At 47.1% G+C, this 20,919-nt stretch carries 18 protein-coding genes; 9 read left to right on the forward strand and 9 right to left on the reverse strand.

Translation table 11 applies throughout. The features are described from left to right. Window positions 1-12: 12 nt before the first annotated feature. The 5 genes from atpA to glmU all read left to right on the forward strand — a co-directional run bounded on the left by atpA (window position 13) and on the right by glmU (window position 5,856). On the forward strand, window positions 13-1,554 hold the full coding sequence (gene atpA / locus R7E51_RS19545; RefSeq protein WP_005378931.1) for a F0F1 ATP synthase subunit alpha: 1,542 nt from the start codon (window positions 13-15) through the stop codon (window positions 1,552-1,554). A 44-nt stretch (window positions 1,555-1,598) separates the two neighbouring features. Then, window positions 1,599-2,465, forward strand: coding sequence for a F0F1 ATP synthase subunit gamma (gene atpG, locus R7E51_RS19550; protein ID WP_005378932.1), 867 nt, complete (start codon window positions 1,599-1,601; stop codon window positions 2,463-2,465). A 35-nt stretch (window positions 2,466-2,500) separates the two neighbouring features. Further along, complete coding sequence (gene atpD / locus R7E51_RS19555) at window positions 2,501-3,904, forward strand: F0F1 ATP synthase subunit beta (protein WP_005378933.1); 1,404 nt, start codon at window positions 2,501-2,503, stop codon at window positions 3,902-3,904. Between the two features lie 18 nt (window positions 3,905-3,922). After that, window positions 3,923-4,345, forward strand: a complete 423-nt coding sequence (locus R7E51_RS19560) for a F0F1 ATP synthase subunit epsilon (protein WP_005378937.1) — start codon at window positions 3,923-3,925, stop codon at window positions 4,343-4,345. A gap of 149 nt (window positions 4,346-4,494) precedes the next feature. Next, window positions 4,495-5,856, forward strand: coding sequence for a bifunctional UDP-N-acetylglucosamine diphosphorylase/glucosamine-1-phosphate N-acetyltransferase GlmU (gene glmU / locus R7E51_RS19565; RefSeq protein ID WP_017821563.1), 1,362 nt, complete (start codon window positions 4,495-4,497; stop codon window positions 5,854-5,856). An 84-nt stretch (window positions 5,857-5,940) separates the two neighbouring features. Here glmU and R7E51_RS19570 read toward each other — a convergent pair whose 3' ends face one another. Then, a complete protein-coding gene (locus tag R7E51_RS19570; RefSeq protein WP_005383852.1) occupies window positions 5,941-6,681 on the reverse strand; it encodes an amino acid ABC transporter permease in 741 nt (246 codons plus the stop codon). Window positions 6,682-6,796: 115 nt separating this feature from the next. Here R7E51_RS19570 and R7E51_RS19575 point away from each other — a divergent pair, with 115 nt between their 5' ends. Beyond that, window positions 6,797-7,573 carry a transporter substrate-binding domain-containing protein gene (locus R7E51_RS19575; protein WP_017821564.1) on the forward strand — a complete coding sequence of 259 codons (777 nt, stop codon included), beginning with the start codon at window positions 6,797-6,799 and terminating at the stop codon, window positions 7,571-7,573. 44 nt (window positions 7,574-7,617) lie between these two features. On the opposite strand, the gene punC is transcribed toward R7E51_RS19575, so the two are convergent. Next, window positions 7,618-8,823: a purine nucleoside transporter PunC gene (punC, locus tag R7E51_RS19580; protein ID WP_005378946.1), complete on the reverse strand. Its 1,206-nt coding sequence runs from the start codon at window positions 8,821-8,823 to the stop codon at window positions 7,618-7,620. A 152-nt stretch (window positions 8,824-8,975) separates the two neighbouring features. Between punC and punR the strand changes: the two genes are divergently transcribed. Next, complete coding sequence (gene punR / locus R7E51_RS19585) at window positions 8,976-9,878, forward strand: DNA-binding transcriptional activator PunR (protein WP_017821565.1); 903 nt, start codon at window positions 8,976-8,978, stop codon at window positions 9,876-9,878. Between the two features lie 54 nt (window positions 9,879-9,932). On the opposite strand, the gene ilvA is transcribed toward punR, so the two are convergent. From ilvA to ilvG, 5 genes are read right to left on the reverse strand one after another with little or no spacing between them, the layout of a single operon-like run. Continuing rightward, a complete protein-coding gene (gene ilvA, locus R7E51_RS19590) occupies window positions 9,933-11,480 on the reverse strand; it encodes a threonine ammonia-lyase, biosynthetic (protein ID WP_017635600.1) in 1,548 nt (515 codons plus the stop codon). Between the two features lie 2 nt (window positions 11,481-11,482). Further along, entirely contained in the window at window positions 11,483-13,324 is a 1,842-nt protein-coding gene (gene ilvD, locus R7E51_RS19595) for a dihydroxy-acid dehydratase (protein WP_005383859.1), read from the reverse strand. 13 nt (window positions 13,325-13,337) lie between these two features. Then, window positions 13,338-14,276 (reverse strand): branched-chain-amino-acid transaminase, encoded by a 939-nt coding sequence (gene ilvE, locus R7E51_RS19600; protein ID WP_017821566.1) that lies wholly within the window; start codon window positions 14,274-14,276, stop codon window positions 13,338-13,340. Window positions 14,277-14,288: 12 nt separating this feature from the next. Next, on the reverse strand, window positions 14,289-14,573 hold the full coding sequence (ilvM, locus tag R7E51_RS19605) for an acetolactate synthase 2 small subunit (protein ID WP_005378958.1): 285 nt from the start codon (window positions 14,571-14,573) through the stop codon (window positions 14,289-14,291). A gap of 11 nt (window positions 14,574-14,584) precedes the next feature. Continuing rightward, the gene (gene ilvG, locus R7E51_RS19610) at window positions 14,585-16,231 is read right to left on the reverse strand and encodes an acetolactate synthase 2 catalytic subunit (protein ID WP_017821567.1); all 1,647 of its coding nucleotides are present in this window, start codon (window positions 16,229-16,231) and stop codon (window positions 14,585-14,587) included. Window positions 16,232-16,696: 465 nt separating this feature from the next. On the opposite strand from ilvG, the gene R7E51_RS19615 reads away from it, so the two are divergent. Next, a complete protein-coding gene (locus R7E51_RS19615) occupies window positions 16,697-18,220 on the forward strand; it encodes a YifB family Mg chelatase-like AAA ATPase (protein WP_005383862.1) in 1,524 nt (507 codons plus the stop codon). Between the two features lie 58 nt (window positions 18,221-18,278). On the opposite strand, the gene R7E51_RS19620 is transcribed toward R7E51_RS19615, so the two are convergent. Next, window positions 18,279-19,235, reverse strand: coding sequence for a DUF2860 domain-containing protein (locus R7E51_RS19620; RefSeq protein WP_005379034.1), 957 nt, complete (start codon window positions 19,233-19,235; stop codon window positions 18,279-18,281). Window positions 19,236-19,384: 149 nt separating this feature from the next. Here R7E51_RS19620 and R7E51_RS19625 point away from each other — a divergent pair, with 149 nt between their 5' ends. Next, the gene (locus tag R7E51_RS19625; protein WP_017821568.1) at window positions 19,385-20,263 is read left to right on the forward strand and encodes an acyltransferase; all 879 of its coding nucleotides are present in this window, start codon (window positions 19,385-19,387) and stop codon (window positions 20,261-20,263) included. A 46-nt stretch (window positions 20,264-20,309) separates the two neighbouring features. Here the strand turns inward: R7E51_RS19625 and R7E51_RS19630 are convergent, their stop codons facing one another. Beyond that, window positions 20,310-20,912 carry a thiol:disulfide interchange protein DsbA/DsbL gene (locus R7E51_RS19630; protein ID WP_005379036.1) on the reverse strand — a complete coding sequence of 201 codons (603 nt, stop codon included), beginning with the start codon at window positions 20,910-20,912 and terminating at the stop codon, window positions 20,310-20,312. Window positions 20,913-20,919 lie beyond the last annotated feature (7 nt).

The raw sequence follows: 20,919 nt of genomic DNA on the forward strand, positions 1-20,919 counted from the left end.
GGGGATTGGAGCATGCAACTTAATTCCACGGAAATTAGCGATCTGATCAAACAACGTATCGAATCTTTCGAAGTTGTTAGTGAAGCTCGCAACGAGGGTACTATCGTATCGGTAAGCGATGGTATCATCCGCATCCACGGCCTAGCGGACGTGATGCAAGGTGAAATGATTGAATTACCGGGTGGCCGTTATGCACTGGCACTTAACCTTGAGCGTGACTCGGTTGGTGCGGTTGTAATGGGCCCATATGCTGACCTTAAGGAAGGCATGAAAGTTACAGGTACTGGCCGCATTCTTGAAGTGCCAGTTGGTCCAGAACTACTAGGCCGCGTAGTAAACACGCTGGGTGAGCCTATCGATGGTAAAGGTCCAATCGAAGCGAAAATGACTTCGCCTGTAGAAGTGATCGCACCAGGTGTAATCGACCGTAAATCGGTAGACCAACCTGTGCAAACTGGTTATAAGTCAGTTGACTCAATGATCCCAATCGGTCGTGGTCAGCGTGAGCTTATCATCGGTGACCGTCAGATTGGTAAAACAGCACTGGCGATCGACGCGATCATCAACCAGAAAGACTCTGGTATTTTCTCTATCTACGTAGCAATCGGTCAGAAAGCATCGACTATCGCTAACGTTGTTCGCAAACTAGAAGAGCACGGCGCACTACAAAATACTATCGTTGTAGTTGCATCAGCTTCTGAATCTGCAGCGCTTCAATACCTAGCGCCTTACGCAGGTTGTGCGATGGGTGAATACTTCCGCGATCGCGGTGAAGACGCACTGATTGTTTACGATGATCTATCTAAGCAAGCGGTAGCTTACCGTCAGATCTCTCTACTACTTAAACGTCCACCAGGCCGTGAGGCATTCCCAGGTGACGTATTCTACTTACACTCGCGTCTACTAGAGCGTGCAGCTCGTGTAAACGAAGAGTACGTAGAGCGTTTCACTAACGGTGAAGTGAAAGGTAAGACTGGTTCTTTGACTGCTCTTCCTATCATCGAAACTCAAGCAGGTGACGTTTCAGCATTCGTACCGACTAACGTAATCTCGATTACCGATGGTCAGATCTTCCTACAAACTGAGCTATTCAACGCTGGTGTTCGTCCTGCTGTTGACCCAGGTATCTCAGTATCTCGTGTAGGTGGTTCAGCTCAGACGAAAATCATCAAGAAACTATCAGGTGGTATCCGTACAGCACTAGCTGCATACCGTGAACTAGCGGCATTTGCTCAGTTCTCTTCTGACCTTGATGACGCAACGAAGAAACAGCTAGACCATGGTCAAAAAGTTACAGAACTAATGAAGCAGAAGCAGTACGCTCCAATGTCTGTATTTGACCAAGCTCTAACTATCTTCGCGGCAGAGCGCGGTTACCTTGATGATGTAGAACTTAACAAAGTTCTAGATTTCGAGGCGGCTCTACTATCGTACGCTCGCGGTCAATACGCTGAACTAGCAGCTGAGATCGACAAGTCTGGCGCTTACAACGATGAAATCGAAGCTCAGTTGAAGAAACTGACTGACGACTTCAAAGCAACCCAAACTTGGTAATTAGGTCGGTGGCAGTTTCTGCCACCAACTAACGGAGAGTAACGATGGCCGGCGCAAAAGAGATACGTAATAAAATCGGTAGTGTTAAAAGCACTCAGAAAATTACGAAAGCGATGGAAATGGTAGCAGCTTCAAAAATGCGTCGTTCTCAAGATGCAATGGAAGCTTCTCGTCCATACGCTGAAACAATGCGTAAAGTGATCGGTCATGTGGCTAACGCAAACCTAGAGTACCGTCATCCGTACCTAGAAGAGCGTGAAGCTAAACGTGTTGGTTACATCATCGTTTCGACAGACCGTGGTCTGTGTGGTGGTTTGAATATTAACGTGTTCAAAAAAGCCGTTACAGACATGCAAGCATGGAGAGAGAAAGGTGCTGAGATTGAGCTAGCCGTTGTTGGCTCAAAAGCAACAGCTTTCTTTAAACATGGTGGCGCAAAAGTTGCGGCACAGGTTTCTGGTCTTGGAGATAATCCAAGCCTACAAGACCTAATCGGCTCTGTTGGCGTAATGCTGAAGAAATACGATGAAGGTGAACTGGACCGTCTATATGTAGTATTCAACAAGTTTGTAAATACTATGGTTCAGCAACCAACGATCGATCAATTGCTACCTTTGCCTAAATCGGACAGCGAAGAGATGCAGCGTGAGCATTCATGGGACTACATCTATGAGCCTGAACCAAAACCTCTACTGGATACGCTATTAGTGCGTTACGTAGAGTCTCAGGTATACCAAGGTGTGGTTGAGAACCTTGCTTGTGAGCAAGCGGCTCGAATGATTGCGATGAAGGCTGCAACGGATAACGCAACCAGTTTGATTGACGATTTGGAACTTGTGTACAACAAAGCCCGTCAGGCTGCGATTACACAAGAACTATCAGAAATCGTTGGTGGTGCAGCTGCGGTTTAAGCTTAGGTAAAACGAAATAGTTTAGAGGATTAACGATGGCTACAGGTAAGATCGTACAGATCATCGGTGCGGTAGTCGACGTAGAGTTCCCACAGAGCGATGTACCTAGTGTATATGACGCTCTAAACGTAACGGACTCAAAAGAGCGTCTAGTTCTTGAAGTTCAACAACAGCTAGGCGGTGGCGTAGTTCGTTGTATCGTAATGGGTAGCTCTGATGGTTTACGTCGTGGAGTAGAAGTGGTTAACACTGGCGCTCCAATTTCAGTACCAGTAGGTACTAAAACTCTAGGTCGTATCATGAACGTCCTAGGTGACGCGATTGACGAGCGTGGTGAAGTGGGTGCGGAAGAGGTTTACTCTATCCACCGTAGTGCACCAAGCTACGAAGAGCAATCAAACGAAATTGCACTTCTAGAAACGGGCGTTAAAGTAATCGACCTAATTTGTCCATTCGCTAAGGGTGGTAAAATCGGTCTATTCGGTGGTGCAGGTGTAGGTAAGACCGTTAACATGATGGAACTTATCAACAACATCGCACTACAGCACTCAGGTCTATCAGTATTTGCTGGTGTTGGTGAGCGTACTCGTGAAGGTAACGATTTCTACTACGAGATGCAGGAAGCGGGCGTTGTAAACGTTGAGAAGCCTGAAGAATCAAAAGTAGCGATGGTTTACGGTCAGATGAACGAGCCACCAGGTAACCGTCTACGTGTTGCACTGACTGGTCTAACAATGGCAGAGCGTTTCCGTGACGAAGGTCGTGACGTACTACTGTTCATTGATAACATCTACCGTTACACACTTGCAGGTACAGAGGTATCAGCACTACTAGGTCGTATGCCTTCTGCGGTAGGTTACCAGCCAACTCTTGCAGAAGAGATGGGTGTACTTCAGGAGCGTATCACGTCAACGAAATCAGGTTCTATCACGTCTGTACAGGCGGTATACGTACCAGCGGATGACTTGACTGACCCGTCTCCAGCAACAACGTTCGCGCACTTGGATGCAACGGTTGTACTTAACCGTAACATCGCTGCAATGGGTCTATACCCTGCGATCGACCCGCTAGATTCAACATCTCGTATGCTTGATCCACTAGTCGTTGGTCAAGATCACTACGAAGTTGCTCGTGGTGTTCAGCAGACTCTTCAGCGCTACAAAGAGCTGAAAGATATCATTGCTATCCTAGGTATGGACGAGCTATCTGAAGAAGATAAGCAAGTTGTATCTCGTGCACGTAAGATTGAGCGTTTCTTAACTCAGCCTTACCACGTAGCAGAAGTATTTACAGGTGACCCTGGTATTTACGTACCTCTAAAAGAGACTCTACGTGGCTTTAAAGGCCTACTAGCTGGTGAATACGACGACATTCCTGAGCAGGCATTTATGTACTGCGGTAGCATCGACGATGCTATTGAGAATGCGAAGAAGCTATAAGGCTAACTAGGAGGCGATATGGCAGCAATAACCTTTCACCTAGACGTAGTAAGCGCTGAGAAGAAAATCTTCTCTGGTCGTGTTGAAACGTTTCAGGTGACCGGTAGCGAAGGTGAACTTGGTATTTTCCATGGTCACACACCGCTGCTGACCGCTATCAAGCCTGGTATGGTGCGTATTGTGAAACAGCACGGCCACGAAGAAATTATTTATGTTTCTGGTGGTATGGTAGAGATTCAGCCTGGTACAGCGACTGTACTAGCTGATACAGCTATCCGTGGTGAAGAGCTAGACGCAGCGAAGGCAGAAGAAGCCAAACGCCGCGCTGAGGAGCAAATCCAGAATCAGCATGGTGACATGGACTTCGCACAAGCGGCCAGTGAACTGGCTAAAGCCATTGCTCAGCTACGAGTTATCGAGCTGACAAAAAAGCGTCGCTAAGCTCAATTAGCAACGTTGCATGAAAAAAGGCGGCCAATTGGTCGCCTTTTTGATTAATTTTAGTTGGAAATTTACATCCCACCATTAACTAATCCTTCCAAGGTGTTTAAAATAACGCCCAATTAAAATAGAACGTCAATAGGTTATTAATGAAATTCAGTGCTGTGATCCTTGCTGCGGGTAAAGGTACCCGTATGTATTCAAACATGCCTAAAGTGCTACACACTTTGGCAGGGAAGCCAATGGCAAAACATGTGATTGATACATGTACAGGTCTTGGCGCACAAAACATCCACTTAGTATATGGTCACGGTGGTGATCAAATGCAGCAAACGCTAGCAGAAGAGCCTGTAAACTGGGTACTGCAAGCGGAGCAACTAGGTACAGGTCATGCGGTTGATCAAGCGTCTCCGAAGTTTGAAGACGATGAAAAAGTACTGGTGCTTTACGGTGATGTTCCACTGATTTCAGCTGAAACGATTGAAAACCTATTAGATGCACAGCCAACAGGCGGTATTGCACTACTAACAGTGATTCTAGATAACCCGACAGGCTACGGTCGTATTATCCGTAAGAATGGTCCTGTTGTGGCGATCGTTGAGCAAAAAGATGCAACAGAAGAACAAAAACAAATTAAAGAGATCAATACTGGCGTGATGGTTGCGACTGGTGGGGATCTTAAGCGTTGGTTGTCTGGCTTAAACAACAACAACGCACAAGGCGAATACTACCTAACTGACGTTATTGCAGCTGCACACGATGAAGGTCGTGCCGTTGAGGCTGTACACCCAGTCAATGCCATTGAGGTGGAAGGGGTCAATGACCGCGCACAGCTTGCTCGTCTAGAGCGCGCTTTCCAGTCAATGCAAGCTCAGAAGCTACTAGAGCAAGGTGTCATGCTACGCGATCCAGCACGCTTTGATTTGCGTGGTGAGTTACAGTGCGGTATGGACTGTGAAATCGACGTGAATGTTATCGTCGAAGGTAAAGTTTCACTGGGTGATAACGTGGTTATCGGTGCGGGTTGTGTACTGAAAGATTGTGAAATCGACGACAACACCATCGTTCGCCCTTACAGTGTGATTGAAGGTGCAACGGTTGGTGAAGAATGTACGGTTGGTCCATTTACTCGCCTTCGTCCTGGTGCTGAAATGCGTAACGATTCCCATGTGGGTAACTTCGTTGAAGTGAAAAATGCGCGCATCGGAGAAGGTTCAAAAGCGAACCACCTAACTTACTTAGGTGATGCAGAGATCGGTCAACGTACTAACATCGGTGCAGGTACTATCACTTGTAACTACGATGGTGCGAACAAGTTTAAAACCATCATCGGTAATGATGTTTTTGTTGGTTCTGATAGCCAGCTGGTGGCGCCTGTCACTATCGCTGATGGCGCAACCATCGGTGCAGGCACGACACTAACAAAAGATGTTGAAGAAGGTGAGTTAGTAATTACTCGCGTCAAAGAGCGCAAAATTACTGGCTGGCAGCGTCCTGTAAAACAGAAATAAACATTACCTGCACTCACTCTATCGCTATACTGTCAAAGCCGCTCAACAAGAGCGGCTTTGTTGTTTCTAGCTCAGGCTTCATCGTTAGTAGCTAGGAATAGCAATACGTTTTTCGAGCCAACGAACGGCTTGAGATACAAATAGGATGAGCAACAAGTACTCCAAAACGAGGAAGGTATAAATTTCTAGGGGTAAGTACTCATTCACCACCAGCTCATTAGCACGGCGAGTGAGATCGCTTAAACCAATCACGCTGACTAAAGAACTCATCTTGAGAATGTAGACAAATTGATTGCCCAGTGGAGGGAGGATTTGTCGAAACGCTTGGGGAAGAATTACCAAGCGCATCTTTTGCCAATAGCTTAAGCCCAAAGACTCAGCTGCTTCATGCTGGCCACGGCTGATAGCTTGTATCCCACCGCGAAACACTTCCGCCATAAACGCACTCTCAGCGATAGTCAGTGCAATAACACCCGCCCAAAAGTGATTGAGTGAGACATCCAATAGCGTAGGCATGCCGTAATACACCCAAAGTAGTAAGACTAAAACTGGCACTGAACGGATCACCTCGACATAAATACGGTTTATCCACTTCAGAGAGGCAGAGTCCGACAGAGCGGGTAACGCAACGATCAGGCCCAAGCTCATCGCAAATAACATACTGAGGAGTGATACCTGAATGGTGTCATTAAACCCAGCGATTAAAAACTTTAGATTGGTGAGCCCTTGATCCGTCGAAGGGTCAAGTACATACCAGCCCCATTGATAATCTGAACAACCAGTGAGTAATAGCAATGAAAATAGCCATAGAGTTCGAAACGTCACATTTACTCCCTGAATTAACTAAAAAACTTCCTTTGTTGCTGCTATGTTATCAGTAGAGCTCTAATAAAGGTTAATTATTAAACCGTATAAGGTCATTATTTTTAAGGGAATAAAAATGAGAAAGATTTTACTAGTGCTAGGAATGTGTTTGCTTGCTGTGACTCAAGTCGCTCACGCTGAAAGCCGTCTTCAATCCATTTTAGACAATGGCGTACTCCGAGTTGGAACGACGGGAGATTGGAATCCGATGACGATGAAAGACCCCGCGACAAACAGTTATCGTGGCTTCGATATCGATGTAACAACAGAACTTGCTAAAGATCTCGGTGTAAAAGTGGAGTATGTTCCCACGGATTGGAAGACGCTAGTTAATGGCATTACCGCCAACAAATACGATATTACTGGCAGCGCATCTCTGAACATGTCGCGCGCGAAAGTAGCTGGATATAGCCAGCCATATTTCTACCTTGCCTTTGTACCTGTGGTGCAAAAGAAAGATCTCGCCAAATTCTCTGATTGGGCGGATTTTAATAAACCAGAAGTAAAAGTCGCGGCGACGTTAGGTACGGTACAAGAAAAAATGGTGAAAGAGTTCTTCCCGTCTGCTCAGCATATTGTTATTGAAGCGCCAGCGCGCGACTTCCAAGAACTACTAGCTCGCAGGGCCGATGTATCGGTGACGTCCAATGTGGAAGCTGCGACGTTGGTGGACAAGTTTAAACAGTTGGCGATAGTGCCAGTGACCGCACCGCGTAAACCAACCCCAATTGCTATGTTGTTGCCGCAAGACGATCAAGTATGGATTAATTACATCAATCACTGGGTTGAGTTGAAAAAGACTCAAGGCTTTTTTAAGCAGACCGCCAAGAAGTGGGGGTTGAAAAGCTTATAAACAGAAAGAGCCGCATTGCGCGGCTCTTTTTATTATTTGAACGATTAAAGTTCGTCTTCACTCACGACTCGAGCGTTGTCAGGAGTCGTAAAGTGCTTGGATAATTCGCGATTCGACAGAATGTATCCCATCCACAGCCCACCCATACAGATGATGATTGCGATGCCAGTAACCATCTGAGCTTGGCTTGCCATTGCGGCTACCAATGCACTTGAGAAGCTACTTACACAGATTTGCAGGCTGTTTTGCAGACCTGCTGCTGTTGCAGGGCTCTGTTGTGCGCTGGCCAGTGCACGGTTTACCACGATTGGGTACAGTGCGCCGTTAGCAACGGCAATCAAACAGAATGGCGCAAGAATAGGCCAAATCGATGACAGCTCCCACTGTGAAGCAATGAAAATCATTAATGCCGCGACACTAAATAGGCCAATCAGTTGGCGCAGAACCTTTTCATCACCAAATTTTCGAACGCCTACTTTACCTAAGTAGCCACCAGCCATAAACGCGATGGTTTGTGGGATAAAGCTCAAACCAATATCTTTTGCTTCGTAGCCCAGTTGCGCCATGATTTCTGGCATCCCAGTTAGGTAAGCAAAGAATGCAGCTGAAGCCGTCGCAAACATAAACACGTTGCCAAGGTATTTTTTAGAACTCAGCAGCGCTTTGATGTCGGCAGACATACTGGTTTGTTTGATTTCTGCTTTCTCGTCTTTTTGTGCCATGGTCGCAAAGACCAAAAAGACGCCAACTAGTGTTAGCGTAATAAAGATACTGTGCCAGCCGAAGTTATCTGCCAACACAACCCCTAATTGAGGTGCTAGTGCTGGTGATAGCGCGACGAGTGGCATGATCGTCGCAAAAATTTGTTGGCTACTGCTTGAGTAGCGCTTAATGACCATAGCTTGCCAGATCACGGCTGGTGCACACACACCGATAGCTTGGATAAAGCGCAGTGTGAGTAGTTGCCATACTTGATCACAGAAAGCCAAACCGAATGACGCGATAGTAAATAGCACCAACCCGGCTGCGAGTGTATTACGATGGCCAAATTTATCGGATGCCAATCCCCACATTAGTTGGCCAATCGCCATACCAACGAGGAATACCGTTAAAGAGAGCGCAATTTGCTCAGGGCCTGTTGCAAAGTCGATTTCCATCGCTTTGAATGCTGGCAGATACATATCGGTAGCAACGAAGCCAAGCATCGATAATGCTGCCAGATAAATGAGCTGTAGTTTTGAGATTTTCATGATTCAACCAGTCAAATTATTTAATCATTTTTTAATCAACATCAGTTGGCGCCAACCCTGATTTATTTACCTTATTATTCTATTTTTCGATTTTGAGAAAATAAAACGCTAAAATTGTTGGTTATCAATCAAATTTTTTGAAAGGTTAAATCATGTTCTCTAAAGCGTCTTTGGAAATGCTGGATACGGTTGCCCGTTTAGGCAGTTTCACCGCTGCGGCTGAGGTATTGCATAAAGTCCCCTCAGCCATCAGCTATGGAGTAAGGCAGGTCGAGCAAGATTTAGATGTGGTGCTGTTTCGACGTTTACCAAGGAAAGTCGAGCTAACTCCAGCGGGTGAACTTTTTATGGCCGAGGCGCGCTCTTTGCTGCGTCAAATGGAAGAGGTGAAAGCACAAACGCGGCGAGCGGCTCAAGGATGGAAAAGCACGTTAAAGCTGACCTTAGATAACGTGGTGAAGTTAGAAAAACTCAAACCTTTGGTGGAAGATTTTTATCGCGAGTTTGAATTTGCTGAATTGCAGATCAATATGGAGGTCTTCAATGGTTCTTGGGAAGCCATAGCACAAGGTCGAGCCGACATTGTCGTTGGCGCGACATCTGCGGTTCCCGTTGGGGGAGATTTTGAAGTCAAAGATATGGGCGTATTAGATTGGGCATTTGTAATGTCACCCGCTCATCCTTGCGTTAGACAACAAGTGCTTACTGAAGAGTTTGTGAGTCAATTTCCGGCGATCTGTCTTGATGATACTTCGAACGTGCTGCCAAAACGCCATACTGGCCATTATCCGCAACAGCGCCGATTATTATTGCCCAATTGGTATAGTGCGATTGAATGTTTAAAAAATGGGGTGGGCGTGGGTTACATGCCACGTCATATTGCAACACCCTTAATCAATGATGGTGTGCTGGTGGAGAAGGTCATGCCGGATGATAAACCGCTCAGTCACTGCTGCTTAGTATGGCGCAAAGATGATAATCATAAATTGATCCAGTGGATGGTGGACTATCTTGGGTCGCCTAATCAGCTACATAAAGATTGGTTACAGTCATAAAAAACACCTCGCTAATGCGAGGTGTTGTCTTTGATATATTTGAAATGTGGCGTTTTATGACAAGAAAAACTTATACGATGGGTTGTCTGTCTCGTCTTTGCATTGATAGCCAAGTTCACGTAAATGTGCTGAAAACTGAGCTAAATCGCTTTCATCTAACTCGAAACCACATAAAACACGTCCGTAGTCAGCGCCGTGGTTACGGTAGTTGAACAAGCTGATATTCCAATGAGTACCGAGTGTGCTTAAGAACTTGAGTAGCGCTCCCGGATATTCTGGGAATTCAAAGCTGTATAGGCGCTCTTTAAGCGGCTTAGACGGCTTACCACCAATCATGTAGCGCACGTGCAGCTTCGCCATTTCATCATCAGACAAATCAACCACTGGGTAGCCACCATCACGTAAGTCGTGAATGATATGTTCTAGCTCTTCCTGACCGCCTTGCAAACGCACACCGACAAAGATATTTGCCAATGCGTCATCGTTGTAGCGGTAGTTAAACTCTGTCACGGCACGGCCGCCAATGAGGTTACAGAACTCAAAGAAAGCACCTTGACGCTCAGGAATGGTGACGGCAAGCAAACCTTCACGTTTCTCACCAAGCTCGCAACGCTCAGAAACATAACGTAAGCCATGGAAGTTAGTGTTGGCACCAGACAGCACAGTACCTAAATTCTTACCTTGCAGTTTGTTTTGCTCAGCAAACTTCTTCAAACCTGCCAGAGCAAGTGCGCCCGAAGGCTCAGCAATGGCGCGAGTGTCTTCAAAGATGTCTTTTACGGCTGCGCAGATTTCATCGCTAGAGACGGCAATATGGCCATCAATGTACTTTTGGCATAGACGGAAAGTCTCTTCGCCAATGCGTTTTACAGCGACGCCATCGGCAAACATGCTGACTTGGTCTAGTACCACTGGTTCACCAGCATCCAGCGCGGCTTTAAGACAAGATGAGTCTTCAGGTTCAACTGCAATCACTTTGATTTCTGGCATCAGTTGCTTCACAAGTACCGCAACACCGGCAGCCAAACCGCCACCACCGACAGGGACGAAGATGTAATCAAGGTGACCATTTTGCTGCAGCATTTCCATGCCTATGGTGCCTTGACCTGCAATCACCAGTGGGTGATCGAAAGGAGGGACAAATGTGTACCCATGCAGATCAGAAAGGCGTTCCGCTTCCGCTTTTGCCTCATCAAAGTTGCTGCCGTGCAGCACTACATTGCCACCGAAGCCACGTACCGCATCGACTTTGATATCTGGTGTGGTTTTGGGCATCACGATGGTGGTCTTGATGCCTAGCTTAGTACCAGAGAGCGCCATGCCTTGAGCGTGGTTACCTGCCGATGCTGCAATGACACCAGCGGCTTTTTGTGCTTCAGATAAACTCGCCACCATGTTGTATGCACCGCGCAATTTGAACGAGTGTACGGGTTGGCGATCTTCACGCTTGATCTGCACGTTATTCCCGATACGTGCAGATAAACGAGGCATTTCTTGCAGTGGCGTCACTGTTGCTACTTCATAAACAGGTGCGCGAAGGATTTGGCGCAGATAATCTGCGCCAGTTTGGTTCACTTGTTTTTCGGGTTGAGCTTCCATCATTGCTAGCCCTCTAGCTTCGACTTGTCTCGTACTGCACCCTTGTCAGCACTGGTTGCCATACTCGCGTACGCTTTGAGTGCAAATGAAACTTCACGTTGGCGGTCAACTGGTTTCCAGCCTAACTCGTCTTGTTTTGCACGGCGCTCAGCAAGTTCTTGTTCAGACACTTGGAGTGAAATTGAACGGTTTGGAATATCAATTGCGATCATATCGCCTTCTTTTACCAGGCCAATTGCACCGCCGTTTGCTGCTTCAGGAGAGGCGTGACCGATTGACAGACCTGATGTGCCGCCAGAGAAACGGCCGTCAGTCAGAAGTGCACACTCTTTGCCAAGGCCCATCGATTTTAGATAAGTGGTTGGGTAAAGCATTTCTTGCATGCCCGGACCACCTTTAGGGCCTTCGTAACGGATAACAACCACGTCGCCTGCTTTTACTTTGCCACCCAAGATGCCTTCTACGGCGTCTTCTTGGCTTTCAAATACCACGGCTGGACCAGTGAACTTATGGATGCTCTCATCAACACCAGCAGTCTTAACGATACAACCATCTAATGCGATGTTGCCTGATAGAACGGCTAGACCACCTTCTTGGCTAAAGGCATGATCGATAGTACGAATACAACCTTCCGCACGGTCGTCATCAAGGCGATCCCAGCGGCAATCTTGTGAGAACGCTTGAGTAGTACGAATACCCGCGGGACCTGCGCGGTAGAACTTAAGTACTTCTTCGTCTTCAGTTTGGATGATGTCGTATTTCGCCAGCTGCTCTTTCATCGAAAGGCCAAGCACGGTGCGCGCATCATTGTGTAGAAGACCTGCACGATCTAACTCACCAAGAATTGCCATGACGCCACCAGCGCGGTGTACGTCTTCCATGTGATATTTCTGGGTAGATGGTGCCACTTTACATAGGTGTGGTACTTGGCGTGATAGGCGATCGATATCTTCCATATCGAAATCCACTTCACCTTCTTGCGCTGCAGCCAACAGGTGCAAAATGGTGTTGGTTGAGCCACCCATTGCAATATCCAGTGCCATCGCATTTTCGAACGCATCAAACGTAGCGATGTTGCGTGGCAGTGCTGATTCGTCATCTTGCTCGTAGTAACGACGAGTCAGTTCAACGATGCGACGACCTGCATTAAGGAACAGTTGTTCACGGTCAGCGTGCGTTGCCAGCATAGAACCGTTACCTGGTTGAGAAAGACCCAGTGCTTCCGTTAGACAGTTCATTGAGTTTGCAGTGAACATGCCTGAACACGATCCACACGTTGGACATGCGCTGCGTTCGATCTGCTCGCTTTGCTCATCAGACACTTTTGGATCCGCGCCTTGGATCATCGCATCTACAAGGTCTAGTTTGATGATCTGATCAGAAAGCTTGGTTTTACCCGCTTCCATTGGACCACCAGAAACAAAGATAACCGGGATGTTGAGGCGCATAGATGCCATCAACATTCCCGGAGTGATTTTGTCACAGTTAGAGATACATACCATGGCATCGGCACAGTGCGCGTTGACCATGTACTCCACAGAGTCTGCGATCAGTTCGCGTGAAGGCAGTGAGTACAGCATGCCGCCGTGACCCATTGCGATACCATCATCAACCGCGATGGTGTTGAATTCTTTTGCGATGCCGCCGGCTTTTTCGATTTCACGCGCTACAAGCTGGCCCATGTCTTTCAGGTGTACGTGACCCGGAACAAATTGAGTAAACGAGTTTACAACGGCGATGATTGGTTTACCGAAGTCTTCTTCTTTCACACCCGTTGCACGCCACAGTGCTCGTGCACCCGCCATGTTACGACCATGTGTGGTGGTAGCTGATCTATATTTTGGCATTTCCTAATCCTTCTTACTTCTGTTCTGGGTACACATAGTCTAACCAGCCCCACTTATCTTCCGTGGTGCCGTCAAATAGGCCAAAGTAGGCTGCTTGTAGTTCTTTAGTGATAGGGCCGCGCTTACCAGTGCCCACTTCAATCTTGTCGATGGTTGCCACAGGCACAACTTCTGCTGCGGTACCGGTCATGAATACTTCATCCGCAAGGTAAAGGGCTTCACGAGCAATGTTCGCTTCACGTACTTCGTAGCCTTTATCGCGAGCAATGGTCATGATCGAGTCACGAGTGATGCCCGGTAGAATCGCGCTAGTTGCTGGTGGTGTGGTGATTACGCCATCTTTGATAACAAAGATGTTTTCACCAGCCCCTTCCGATAGGTAACCATCTACGCTGAGCGCAATACCTTCGTCGTAACCGTGACGACGCGCTTCACCACCAACCAGTAGTGAAGATAGGTAGTTACCGCCTGCTTTAGCCGCAGTTGGGATGGTGTTTGGCGCAGCGCGGTTCCAGCTTGAAATCATCGCATCGACACCTTTTTCTAGCGCTTCTTCGCCTAAGTAAGAGCCCCAAGGGAATGCTGCAATGATTAGATCCATCTCAGTGCCAACTGGTGGACATACGCCTAAGCCAACATTACCGACAAAACCCAATGGACGAATGTAAGCGCTGTCGAGTTTGTTTTGGCGCAGTGTTTCGCGGGTCGCTTCCATGATTTCCTCTACAGAGAAAGGGATCGGAAAGCGGTAAATCTTGGCGGAATCTTTTAAACGTTGTGCATGCTCACGGTGACGGAAGACTATTGGGCCTTTTGGTGTGTTGTAACAGCGCACGCCTTCAAACACGGATGTGCCATAGTGCATTGCGTGAGTCAGAACGTGAACGTTCGCCTCTGCCCATGGAACCATCTCACCATTAAACCAAATGAAATCTGCAGTTTTCGTTGCCATTTGTTGCCTTCCTTATGCACTTACGTGTTGTTGTAAGTTGTGATTTGGCAGTTCATCGTTGCGGATTTTTAGCACCTCAACCTTACGAACGTCCCACAACTTCTCTATTTGATTGATCAAAAACGAGATTGGTCGATCGCTGTCGACGATGATCTCGACGCTGGCTACTTTGCTTTCGTGGTTTTGCGTAGCAGCGACTTGTTTGATCACGAAGCCTCGGTGACGAATCACACGTAGAACGCGCTCCAACAGTACCGGTTTGTCATCGGCTTTGATGTCGAGTAAATATCTGTCCATGCGATTGTCTCCTATGTATTTTCCAACATATCACTGTTTGATGCGCCAGGTGGCACCAATGGCCACACGTTTTCTTCTTCATCAATCAAAACGTGAAGCATGTAAGAAGTTTCACTCGCTAGCATCTCTTTGAGAGCAGGTTCGACTTCTTCTTTCTTGGTGATGGTTTTGCCCGGGATATCGAACGCTTTTGCTAACATCACGAAATCTGGGTTGTCATCAAGAATGGTTTCACTGTGGCGACCGTCAAAGAATAATGACTGCCATTGGCGAACCATGCCAAGACGTTGGTTATTAAGAAGGACAATCTTCACTGGAATCTGACGACGCTTCAGCGTGCCCAATTCCTGAACGTTCATCATAAATGAACCGTCACCTGTAATAAGGATAGACTGATCATCAGGACGTGCGACTGCAGCACCCATCGCTGCTGGCAAGCCAAAGCCCATGGTGCCAAGGCCAGCAGAAGTGATAAAATTTTGTGGTTCGCGTGGCTGGATATGTTGCGCTGCCCACATCTGATGCTGACCGACGTCGGTCGAGACAATTGAGCTATCTGGCATCATGTCAGACAGTTGTTTAAGCAATAGCGGTGCGTAGATTAACTCGCCTGGGTGGTCGTAACGCCACTTAAAGCCGCTGCGCAGACTTTCACTGTGATGAACCCACGGTGATATATCTTGAGTCAGCTCTAGCTGAGGAAGAATGGTGTTGATGTCGCCACGCAATGGTGCGTTGGCGTGGCGAAGTTTATGAATCTCCGCAGCATCAATGTCGATGTGAATCACTTTCGCATTTGGTGCAAACGTGTCGAGCTTACCCGTCACACGGTCATCAAAACGCGCGCCAACCACAATCAATAGATCGGCTTCTTGAACCACTAGGTTGGCGGCTTTGGTACCGTGCATACCCAACATACCAAGATAGTGAGGATCATGGCGTTCAATGGTACCGAGACCTTTTAATGTGCTAACTGCAGGCATTGGGTTTAAGCGAAGAAATTCGCGTACTGCATCGGTTGCTTTCGCAAGTTGCACGCCACCACCAACATACAACACTGGGCGAGTAGATGCTGCCAGGACATCTTGCGCACGTTTGATATCTTCAGCGCTGACATCTTCGATTGCTGGTGCTATGTATGGAGGAAGAAGGTCTGTGGGTGCTTGAGCGAGTTGAACGTCTTTGGCGATATCGACAATGACTGGACCCGGACGACCGGTTTTTGCGACCTCAAAGGCTTCGGCAAGTGTCGGAGCTAGATCTTCAATTTCGGTCACGAGATAGCTGTGCTTAGTACAGGCTAGGGACATTCCGATCACATCCATTTCTTGGAATGCATCGGTACCGATATGAGAGCTAGCAACCTGGCCTGTGATGGCAACTAGAGGTACGGAGTCAAGGAAAGCGTCGGCAAGGCCGGTAACAAGGTTAGTGGCTCCTGGGCCGGAAGTTGCCATGCACACAGCAACGTTTTGAGTGGAACGAGCCATCCCGATAGCTGCCATAGCGGCCCCTTGCTCGTGACGGCATAGGATGTGTTCCACCCCACCGTCATACAAAGCATCATAGATTGGCATGATGGCCCCGCCGGGGTAGCCAAAAACGGTTTCGATGCCTTGCTGTCTTAAAGCGGCTACGACAAGTTGTGCACCAGTCATCGTAAACCTCCTTTGCTACGTTGTGGCTCGTAGCGATTGCCATATTTATTGCACTTCATGTGCACTCCCATTCTTCCCGTTAAACTGTCCGAGGGTTAGACAGATGACAACTTGTAGTTGTAAAAAAACCCCCGGACTTTTCAGTGCGGGGGTTTTTTGTAATTTGTGGTTACCTTTCGCCCACAATACCCCGCGCGGTGCCAATAATGACCACGATAATCAGGGCTAGCAGTGCGTTGATATGAGCGAAAAGGTTCATCTGTCTGTCGTTCTTTTTTCGTTAAAAAATGTTGTGTAATGTTCTACGAAATTGTTTGCGTCATTAGTGGTATCACACAATTCCGCTGCATGACAAGCAAAAAGTCATTCTTTTTTCACATTAACTCTCAATTGGGACGCGGTATATAACATAACCAACTAGATAAAACATTTGTTTACAGAGTGTTCAAAAAAATTGAGGAACGTATGGGGCTGGCAATCATTCATAGTCGAGCAAGCGTCGGGGTGCAAGCGCCATCGGTTAGTGTAGAAGTTCATATCAGCAACGGCATGCCAGGGTTTACCTTAGTAGGCTTGCCAGAGACAACGGTAAAAGAGTCCAAAGATCGCGTACGCAGTGCGATCATTAATTCTAACTTTCAATTTCCTGCTAAGCGGATCACCGTGAACTTGGCTCCGGCAGATCTACCCAAGGAGGGAGGACGTTTTGATCTTCCTATAGCATTGGGGATTTTGGCCGCTTCGGAGCAAATCGCGACAGATAAGCTCAAAAACTACGAATTTGTTGGTGAGTTAGCGCTATCTGGTGGTCTAAGACCTGTAAAAGGTGTGCTGCCTGCTGCGCTGGAAGCCAGTAAGATTCAACGTCATTTGGTCGTCCCACATGTGAATGGCGATCAGGCGGCGCTGGTGGGGAAGGAACAACATAAATCGGCCCAATCATTACTGGAAGTATGTGCCGAGCTTTGTGGTCAACATCGACTGAATCTTTTTCAAACGCCTAAGCGAAAAACGATCGAAAAACATGGTCGAGACTTACAAGATATTATTGGCCAACAACAAGGTAAGCGAGCACTGGAGATTGCTGCCGCTGGAAACCACAACTTACTTTTCCTTGGCCCGCCAGGTACTGGAAAAACGATGTTGGCTTCGCGTTTGTGTGACTTATTACCGGAAATGAGTGACGAAGAAGCAATGGAAACCGCTTCGGTGGCATCGTTGACTCAGAGTGAAATTAATGAGCATAACTGGAAGTCGCGTCCGTTTCGTTCTCCGCACCATTCAAGTTCAATGGCGGCATTAGTCGGCGGTGGTTCGGTACCCAGACCAGGGGAGATCTCTTTAGCCCACAACGGGTTATTGTTTCTCGATGAAATGCCCGAATTTGATCGTAAAGTTCTAGACTCGTTACGCGAACCGCTCGAATCTGGCGAGATCATTATCTCTCGAGCGCAAGGTAAAACACGCTTTCCGGCTCGCTTCCAATTAGTTGGAGCCTTGAACCCAAGCCCGACAGGATATTACGAAGGCAATCAAGCGCGCACCAATCCACAAGCTATTTTGCGCTACCTTGGTCGATTATCTGGACCACTGTTAGATCGCTTTGATATGTCTTTAGAAATCCCAGCTTTGCCCAAAGGGACATTAGCAGAAGGTGGTGATCGCGGTGAGCCGACTGCTATCGTAAAAGCGCGTGTGAGCCATGCGCGTAACAATATGCTAAACCGCAGTGGTAAGGTCAATGCACTGCTAGGTAGTCGAGAAATTGAGGCGTTTTGTCCCTTGCACAAGAGTGATGCTGAGTTTCTTGAAACCGCTTTGCACCGTTTAGGACTCTCGATTCGTGCGTATCATCGTATTATCAAAGTGGCGCGAACAATCGCCGATCTGGATGGGGCGGAGCAAATTGAACGAACGCACTTGGCTGAAGCACTTGGGTATCGAGCGATGGACCGTTTGCTGAAACAGCTTACGGCGCAAGCGGTATAGAGACATGCAAAATGTCATCGCAACAAGTGTTGTGAGCGCCTTGTTGCGATGAAGGACGTTAGAAGGTGTAGTTGAGACCAAGCGACAATAGGTACTCTTTCTCCTCATAAAACGTGATATTCGAGTCAGTTTGGCTATAGCCGGCTAAAGAAATGAACGACCAGTCTTGCCAGTCAAATACGTTTTGATATTCGTAGGCCGCAAATAGGCTAATGGTGTCGTCATTTCGTGTTTTAGCAAAAGTTTGGCTAGCGGCTTGATAGTCTTTCCATGCATAACCCGCGGTGAGGGCCAATCGATGGCGATTGATAAATTTAAACCAGCTAATGTCAAATCCGTACGAATCAAATGACTCCGCCTTACCGTCGGCATCTTGATTGATGTAGGTGAAAGCGGGTTGCAACATAGACGTTTGGTTGAGTGGAATGCGATAGTCGCCTTTGACATAGTAAAGGTTAGCATCGCGAGCAAGTGAGCGGTCTGTCACTTCCTCCTGCTCGATGTCTTTATCAGCATAAGCAAGATCAAGGTTGAAGTTCTTATCAATTAACCCTTTGATCTGAAAGCGATACGCATTGCCGTCAACATCCGTCTCTTTACGTGCGGTTCCTACTTGATAAGGGTTGCGCCAAGTTTCGCCTTTGAGTACCGTCGGCAGATAGGAAACATCGAGCACGGTGCCAGATTGTAGCTCGTGTTGATAGCCCAACTGAAAAGCGAGTGTACCTACCGCGACATCTGAGCGTGTGGTACCGGCGTAAACTTGGTGGTTGAGTCGGCTACCAAAGGTGTATGTCACACTCCCTAGCGGTGCAGCGATAACGGAACTGTCACTATCGGCACGCTTATCGAGAGAATCGATGGTGTTACTATTTTCTGTATTGAAATTGGATTCTGATGATATGAATCCGGCATTCAGCGAAATTTCACCGCCAAAACCCGCGGTTTCAGCGAGTTGAGCCTGAGCAGAACTGACGACAAAGGCCAAAGGCAAGAGAAGTAGCCTTGGTTTCATTCGTTATCTCCTTGTTGTCGAATGAGTGGTGCACATATTGGTTGCGGTAACAAATCTGACCATTTCCACGCATGTTCCAATGTGGCAAAGGCGCAGTATAATTACACGCTGTTTTATTCTTCACACATTATCACTGTTGTTTGACTATCATGTTGGCATATTTGTTATTTTTTTTTAACGCTTCTTTTGTGATTCTCAATTCTGCGGTTTGTTCACTCGCAATTTGTGTTATCGCTGTATTTAAAATATTGCTTCCTGGCGTAAAGCTAAAAGCGATAGCGACCGTTTGTGCCAATAAGGTGATGTGGTTATGGGCTACCGTTAATGCGTGCATTCTGGCGGTATCTAACCGTGTTGAGTGGGATGTTCAGGGCGGTGAAGCGCTTAAAAAAGACGGGTGGTATCTGCTGATCAGTAACCATCTCAGTTGGACCGATATTGTTGTGCTTTGCTGCGTGTTTAAAGACCGTATTCCCATGCCGAAGTTTTTCCTCAAGCAACAACTGCTGTATGTGCCTTTCATCGGGATGGCGTGTTGGGCGCTCGACATGCCATTTATGCGTCGCTATTCGCGAGAGTATCTGATCCGCAATCCTCATAAGCGAGGTCAAGATTTAGAGACGACACGTCGCTCGTGCGCTAAGTTCAAACACACTCCAACCACAGTGGTTAACTATGTCGAAGGAACCCGATTTACCGAAGAAAAGCAGCGTAAGAGTAAAGCAAACTATCAATATTTGCTGCAACCAAAATCGGGCGGGATTGCGTACACGTTAGCGGCGATGGGGGAACAGTTCGAGAGCATTATCGACGTGACGTTGGCGTACCCAGAAAATACGCATAAACCGTTCAAGGATTTATTGATGGGCCGCATGAGCAAGGTGGTTGTGCGTGTAAATGTGTTACCCGTTGATGAAAGAGTGCTTGGTGATTACTTCAACGATAAGCCCTATAAGCGGCAATTTCAGCAATGGCTGAGTGATGTGTGGCAAGAAAAAGATCGGTTACTACAAGAGATTTACAAGTAAACAAAAGGGGAGCGATGTGCTCCCCTTTTGATTGATATCGATGTGCTTATTTTAGTGTCAGCAAGTAGTTCACCAGAGAGAAGTACTCATCCATCGTTTTGATGCTTTGTGCTTGAACTAGGTATTTGTTGTTAACGATAACCGCAGGAACGCCGGTTAGACCGCTGTTTTCAAATTGCTTGTCCATACGGCGAACCATGGAATCAACCGCAAAGCCTTTGAATGCAGAGTCGAATTTCTTCGCGTCTACACCTTCATCAAGGAAGATTTGACGAAGTTCTTCATCATTACGTGGCGCCTTCTTTAGATTGTGGATGCGGTTAAACATCACTGGCACCATTTTGTCTTCCACTTTTAGTGCAACCATCGTTGCGTAGGCTTTGCTCATTGATGGGCCCATGTTGCCACCCATGAAAGAAACGTGGTTTTTTAATAGCTTAGTACCTTCTGGCAACTGCTTTTTCAGTTGCTGGATAACTGGTTCAAAGCTATTGCAGTGCGGGCAGTAGAAAGAGAAAAACTCCGTCACAAGAGGTTTTTTTGATGCCTCAAGATCCAATACTTTGTAATGTTCACCTTCTTTGAATTGCGCTGCATGTGCCGACAGGCTTAACATCAGCATAGAAAACAGTGCGAACAGTTTTTTCATCGAAATA

The organism is Vibrio sp. Vb1166, assembly GCF_033338695.1.
Classification (GTDB): domain Bacteria; phylum Pseudomonadota; class Gammaproteobacteria; order Enterobacterales; family Vibrionaceae; genus Vibrio; species Vibrio alginolyticus.

Coding starts and splice junctions, on each gene's coding strand:
- atpA (WP_005378931.1), top strand. CDS start 13: ATGCAACTTAATTCCACGGAAATTAGCGATCTGATCAAACAACGTATC.
- atpG (WP_005378932.1), top strand. CDS start 1,599: ATGGCCGGCGCAAAAGAGATACGTAATAAAATCGGTAGTGTTAAAAGC.
- atpD (WP_005378933.1), top strand. CDS start 2,501: ATGGCTACAGGTAAGATCGTACAGATCATCGGTGCGGTAGTCGACGTA.
- R7E51_RS19560 (WP_005378937.1), top strand. CDS start 3,923: ATGGCAGCAATAACCTTTCACCTAGACGTAGTAAGCGCTGAGAAGAAA.
- glmU (WP_017821563.1), top strand. CDS start 4,495: ATGAAATTCAGTGCTGTGATCCTTGCTGCGGGTAAAGGTACCCGTATG.
- R7E51_RS19575 (WP_017821564.1), top strand. CDS start 6,797: ATGAGAAAGATTTTACTAGTGCTAGGAATGTGTTTGCTTGCTGTGACT.
- punC (WP_005378946.1), bottom strand. CDS start 8,823: ATGAAAATCTCAAAACTACAGCTCATTTATCTGGCAGCATTATCGATG.
- punR (WP_017821565.1), top strand. CDS start 8,976: ATGTTCTCTAAAGCGTCTTTGGAAATGCTGGATACGGTTGCCCGTTTA.
- ilvA (WP_017635600.1), bottom strand. CDS start 11,480: ATGATGGAAGCTCAACCCGAAAAACAAGTGAACCAAACTGGCGCAGAT.
- ilvD (WP_005383859.1), bottom strand. CDS start 13,324: ATGCCAAAATATAGATCAGCTACCACCACACATGGTCGTAACATGGCG.
- ilvE (WP_017821566.1), bottom strand. CDS start 14,276: ATGGCAACGAAAACTGCAGATTTCATTTGGTTTAATGGTGAGATGGTT.
- ilvM (WP_005378958.1), bottom strand. CDS start 14,573: ATGGACAGATATTTACTCGACATCAAAGCCGATGACAAACCGGTACTG.
- ilvG (WP_017821567.1), bottom strand. CDS start 16,231: ATGACTGGTGCACAACTTGTCGTAGCCGCTTTAAGACAGCAAGGCATC.
- R7E51_RS19615 (WP_005383862.1), top strand. CDS start 16,697: ATGGGGCTGGCAATCATTCATAGTCGAGCAAGCGTCGGGGTGCAAGCG.
- R7E51_RS19620 (WP_005379034.1), bottom strand. CDS start 19,235: ATGAAACCAAGGCTACTTCTCTTGCCTTTGGCCTTTGTCGTCAGTTCT.
- R7E51_RS19625 (WP_017821568.1), top strand. CDS start 19,385: ATGTTGGCATATTTGTTATTTTTTTTTAACGCTTCTTTTGTGATTCTC.
- R7E51_RS19630 (WP_005379036.1), bottom strand. CDS start 20,912: ATGAAAAAACTGTTCGCACTGTTTTCTATGCTGATGTTAAGCCTGTCG.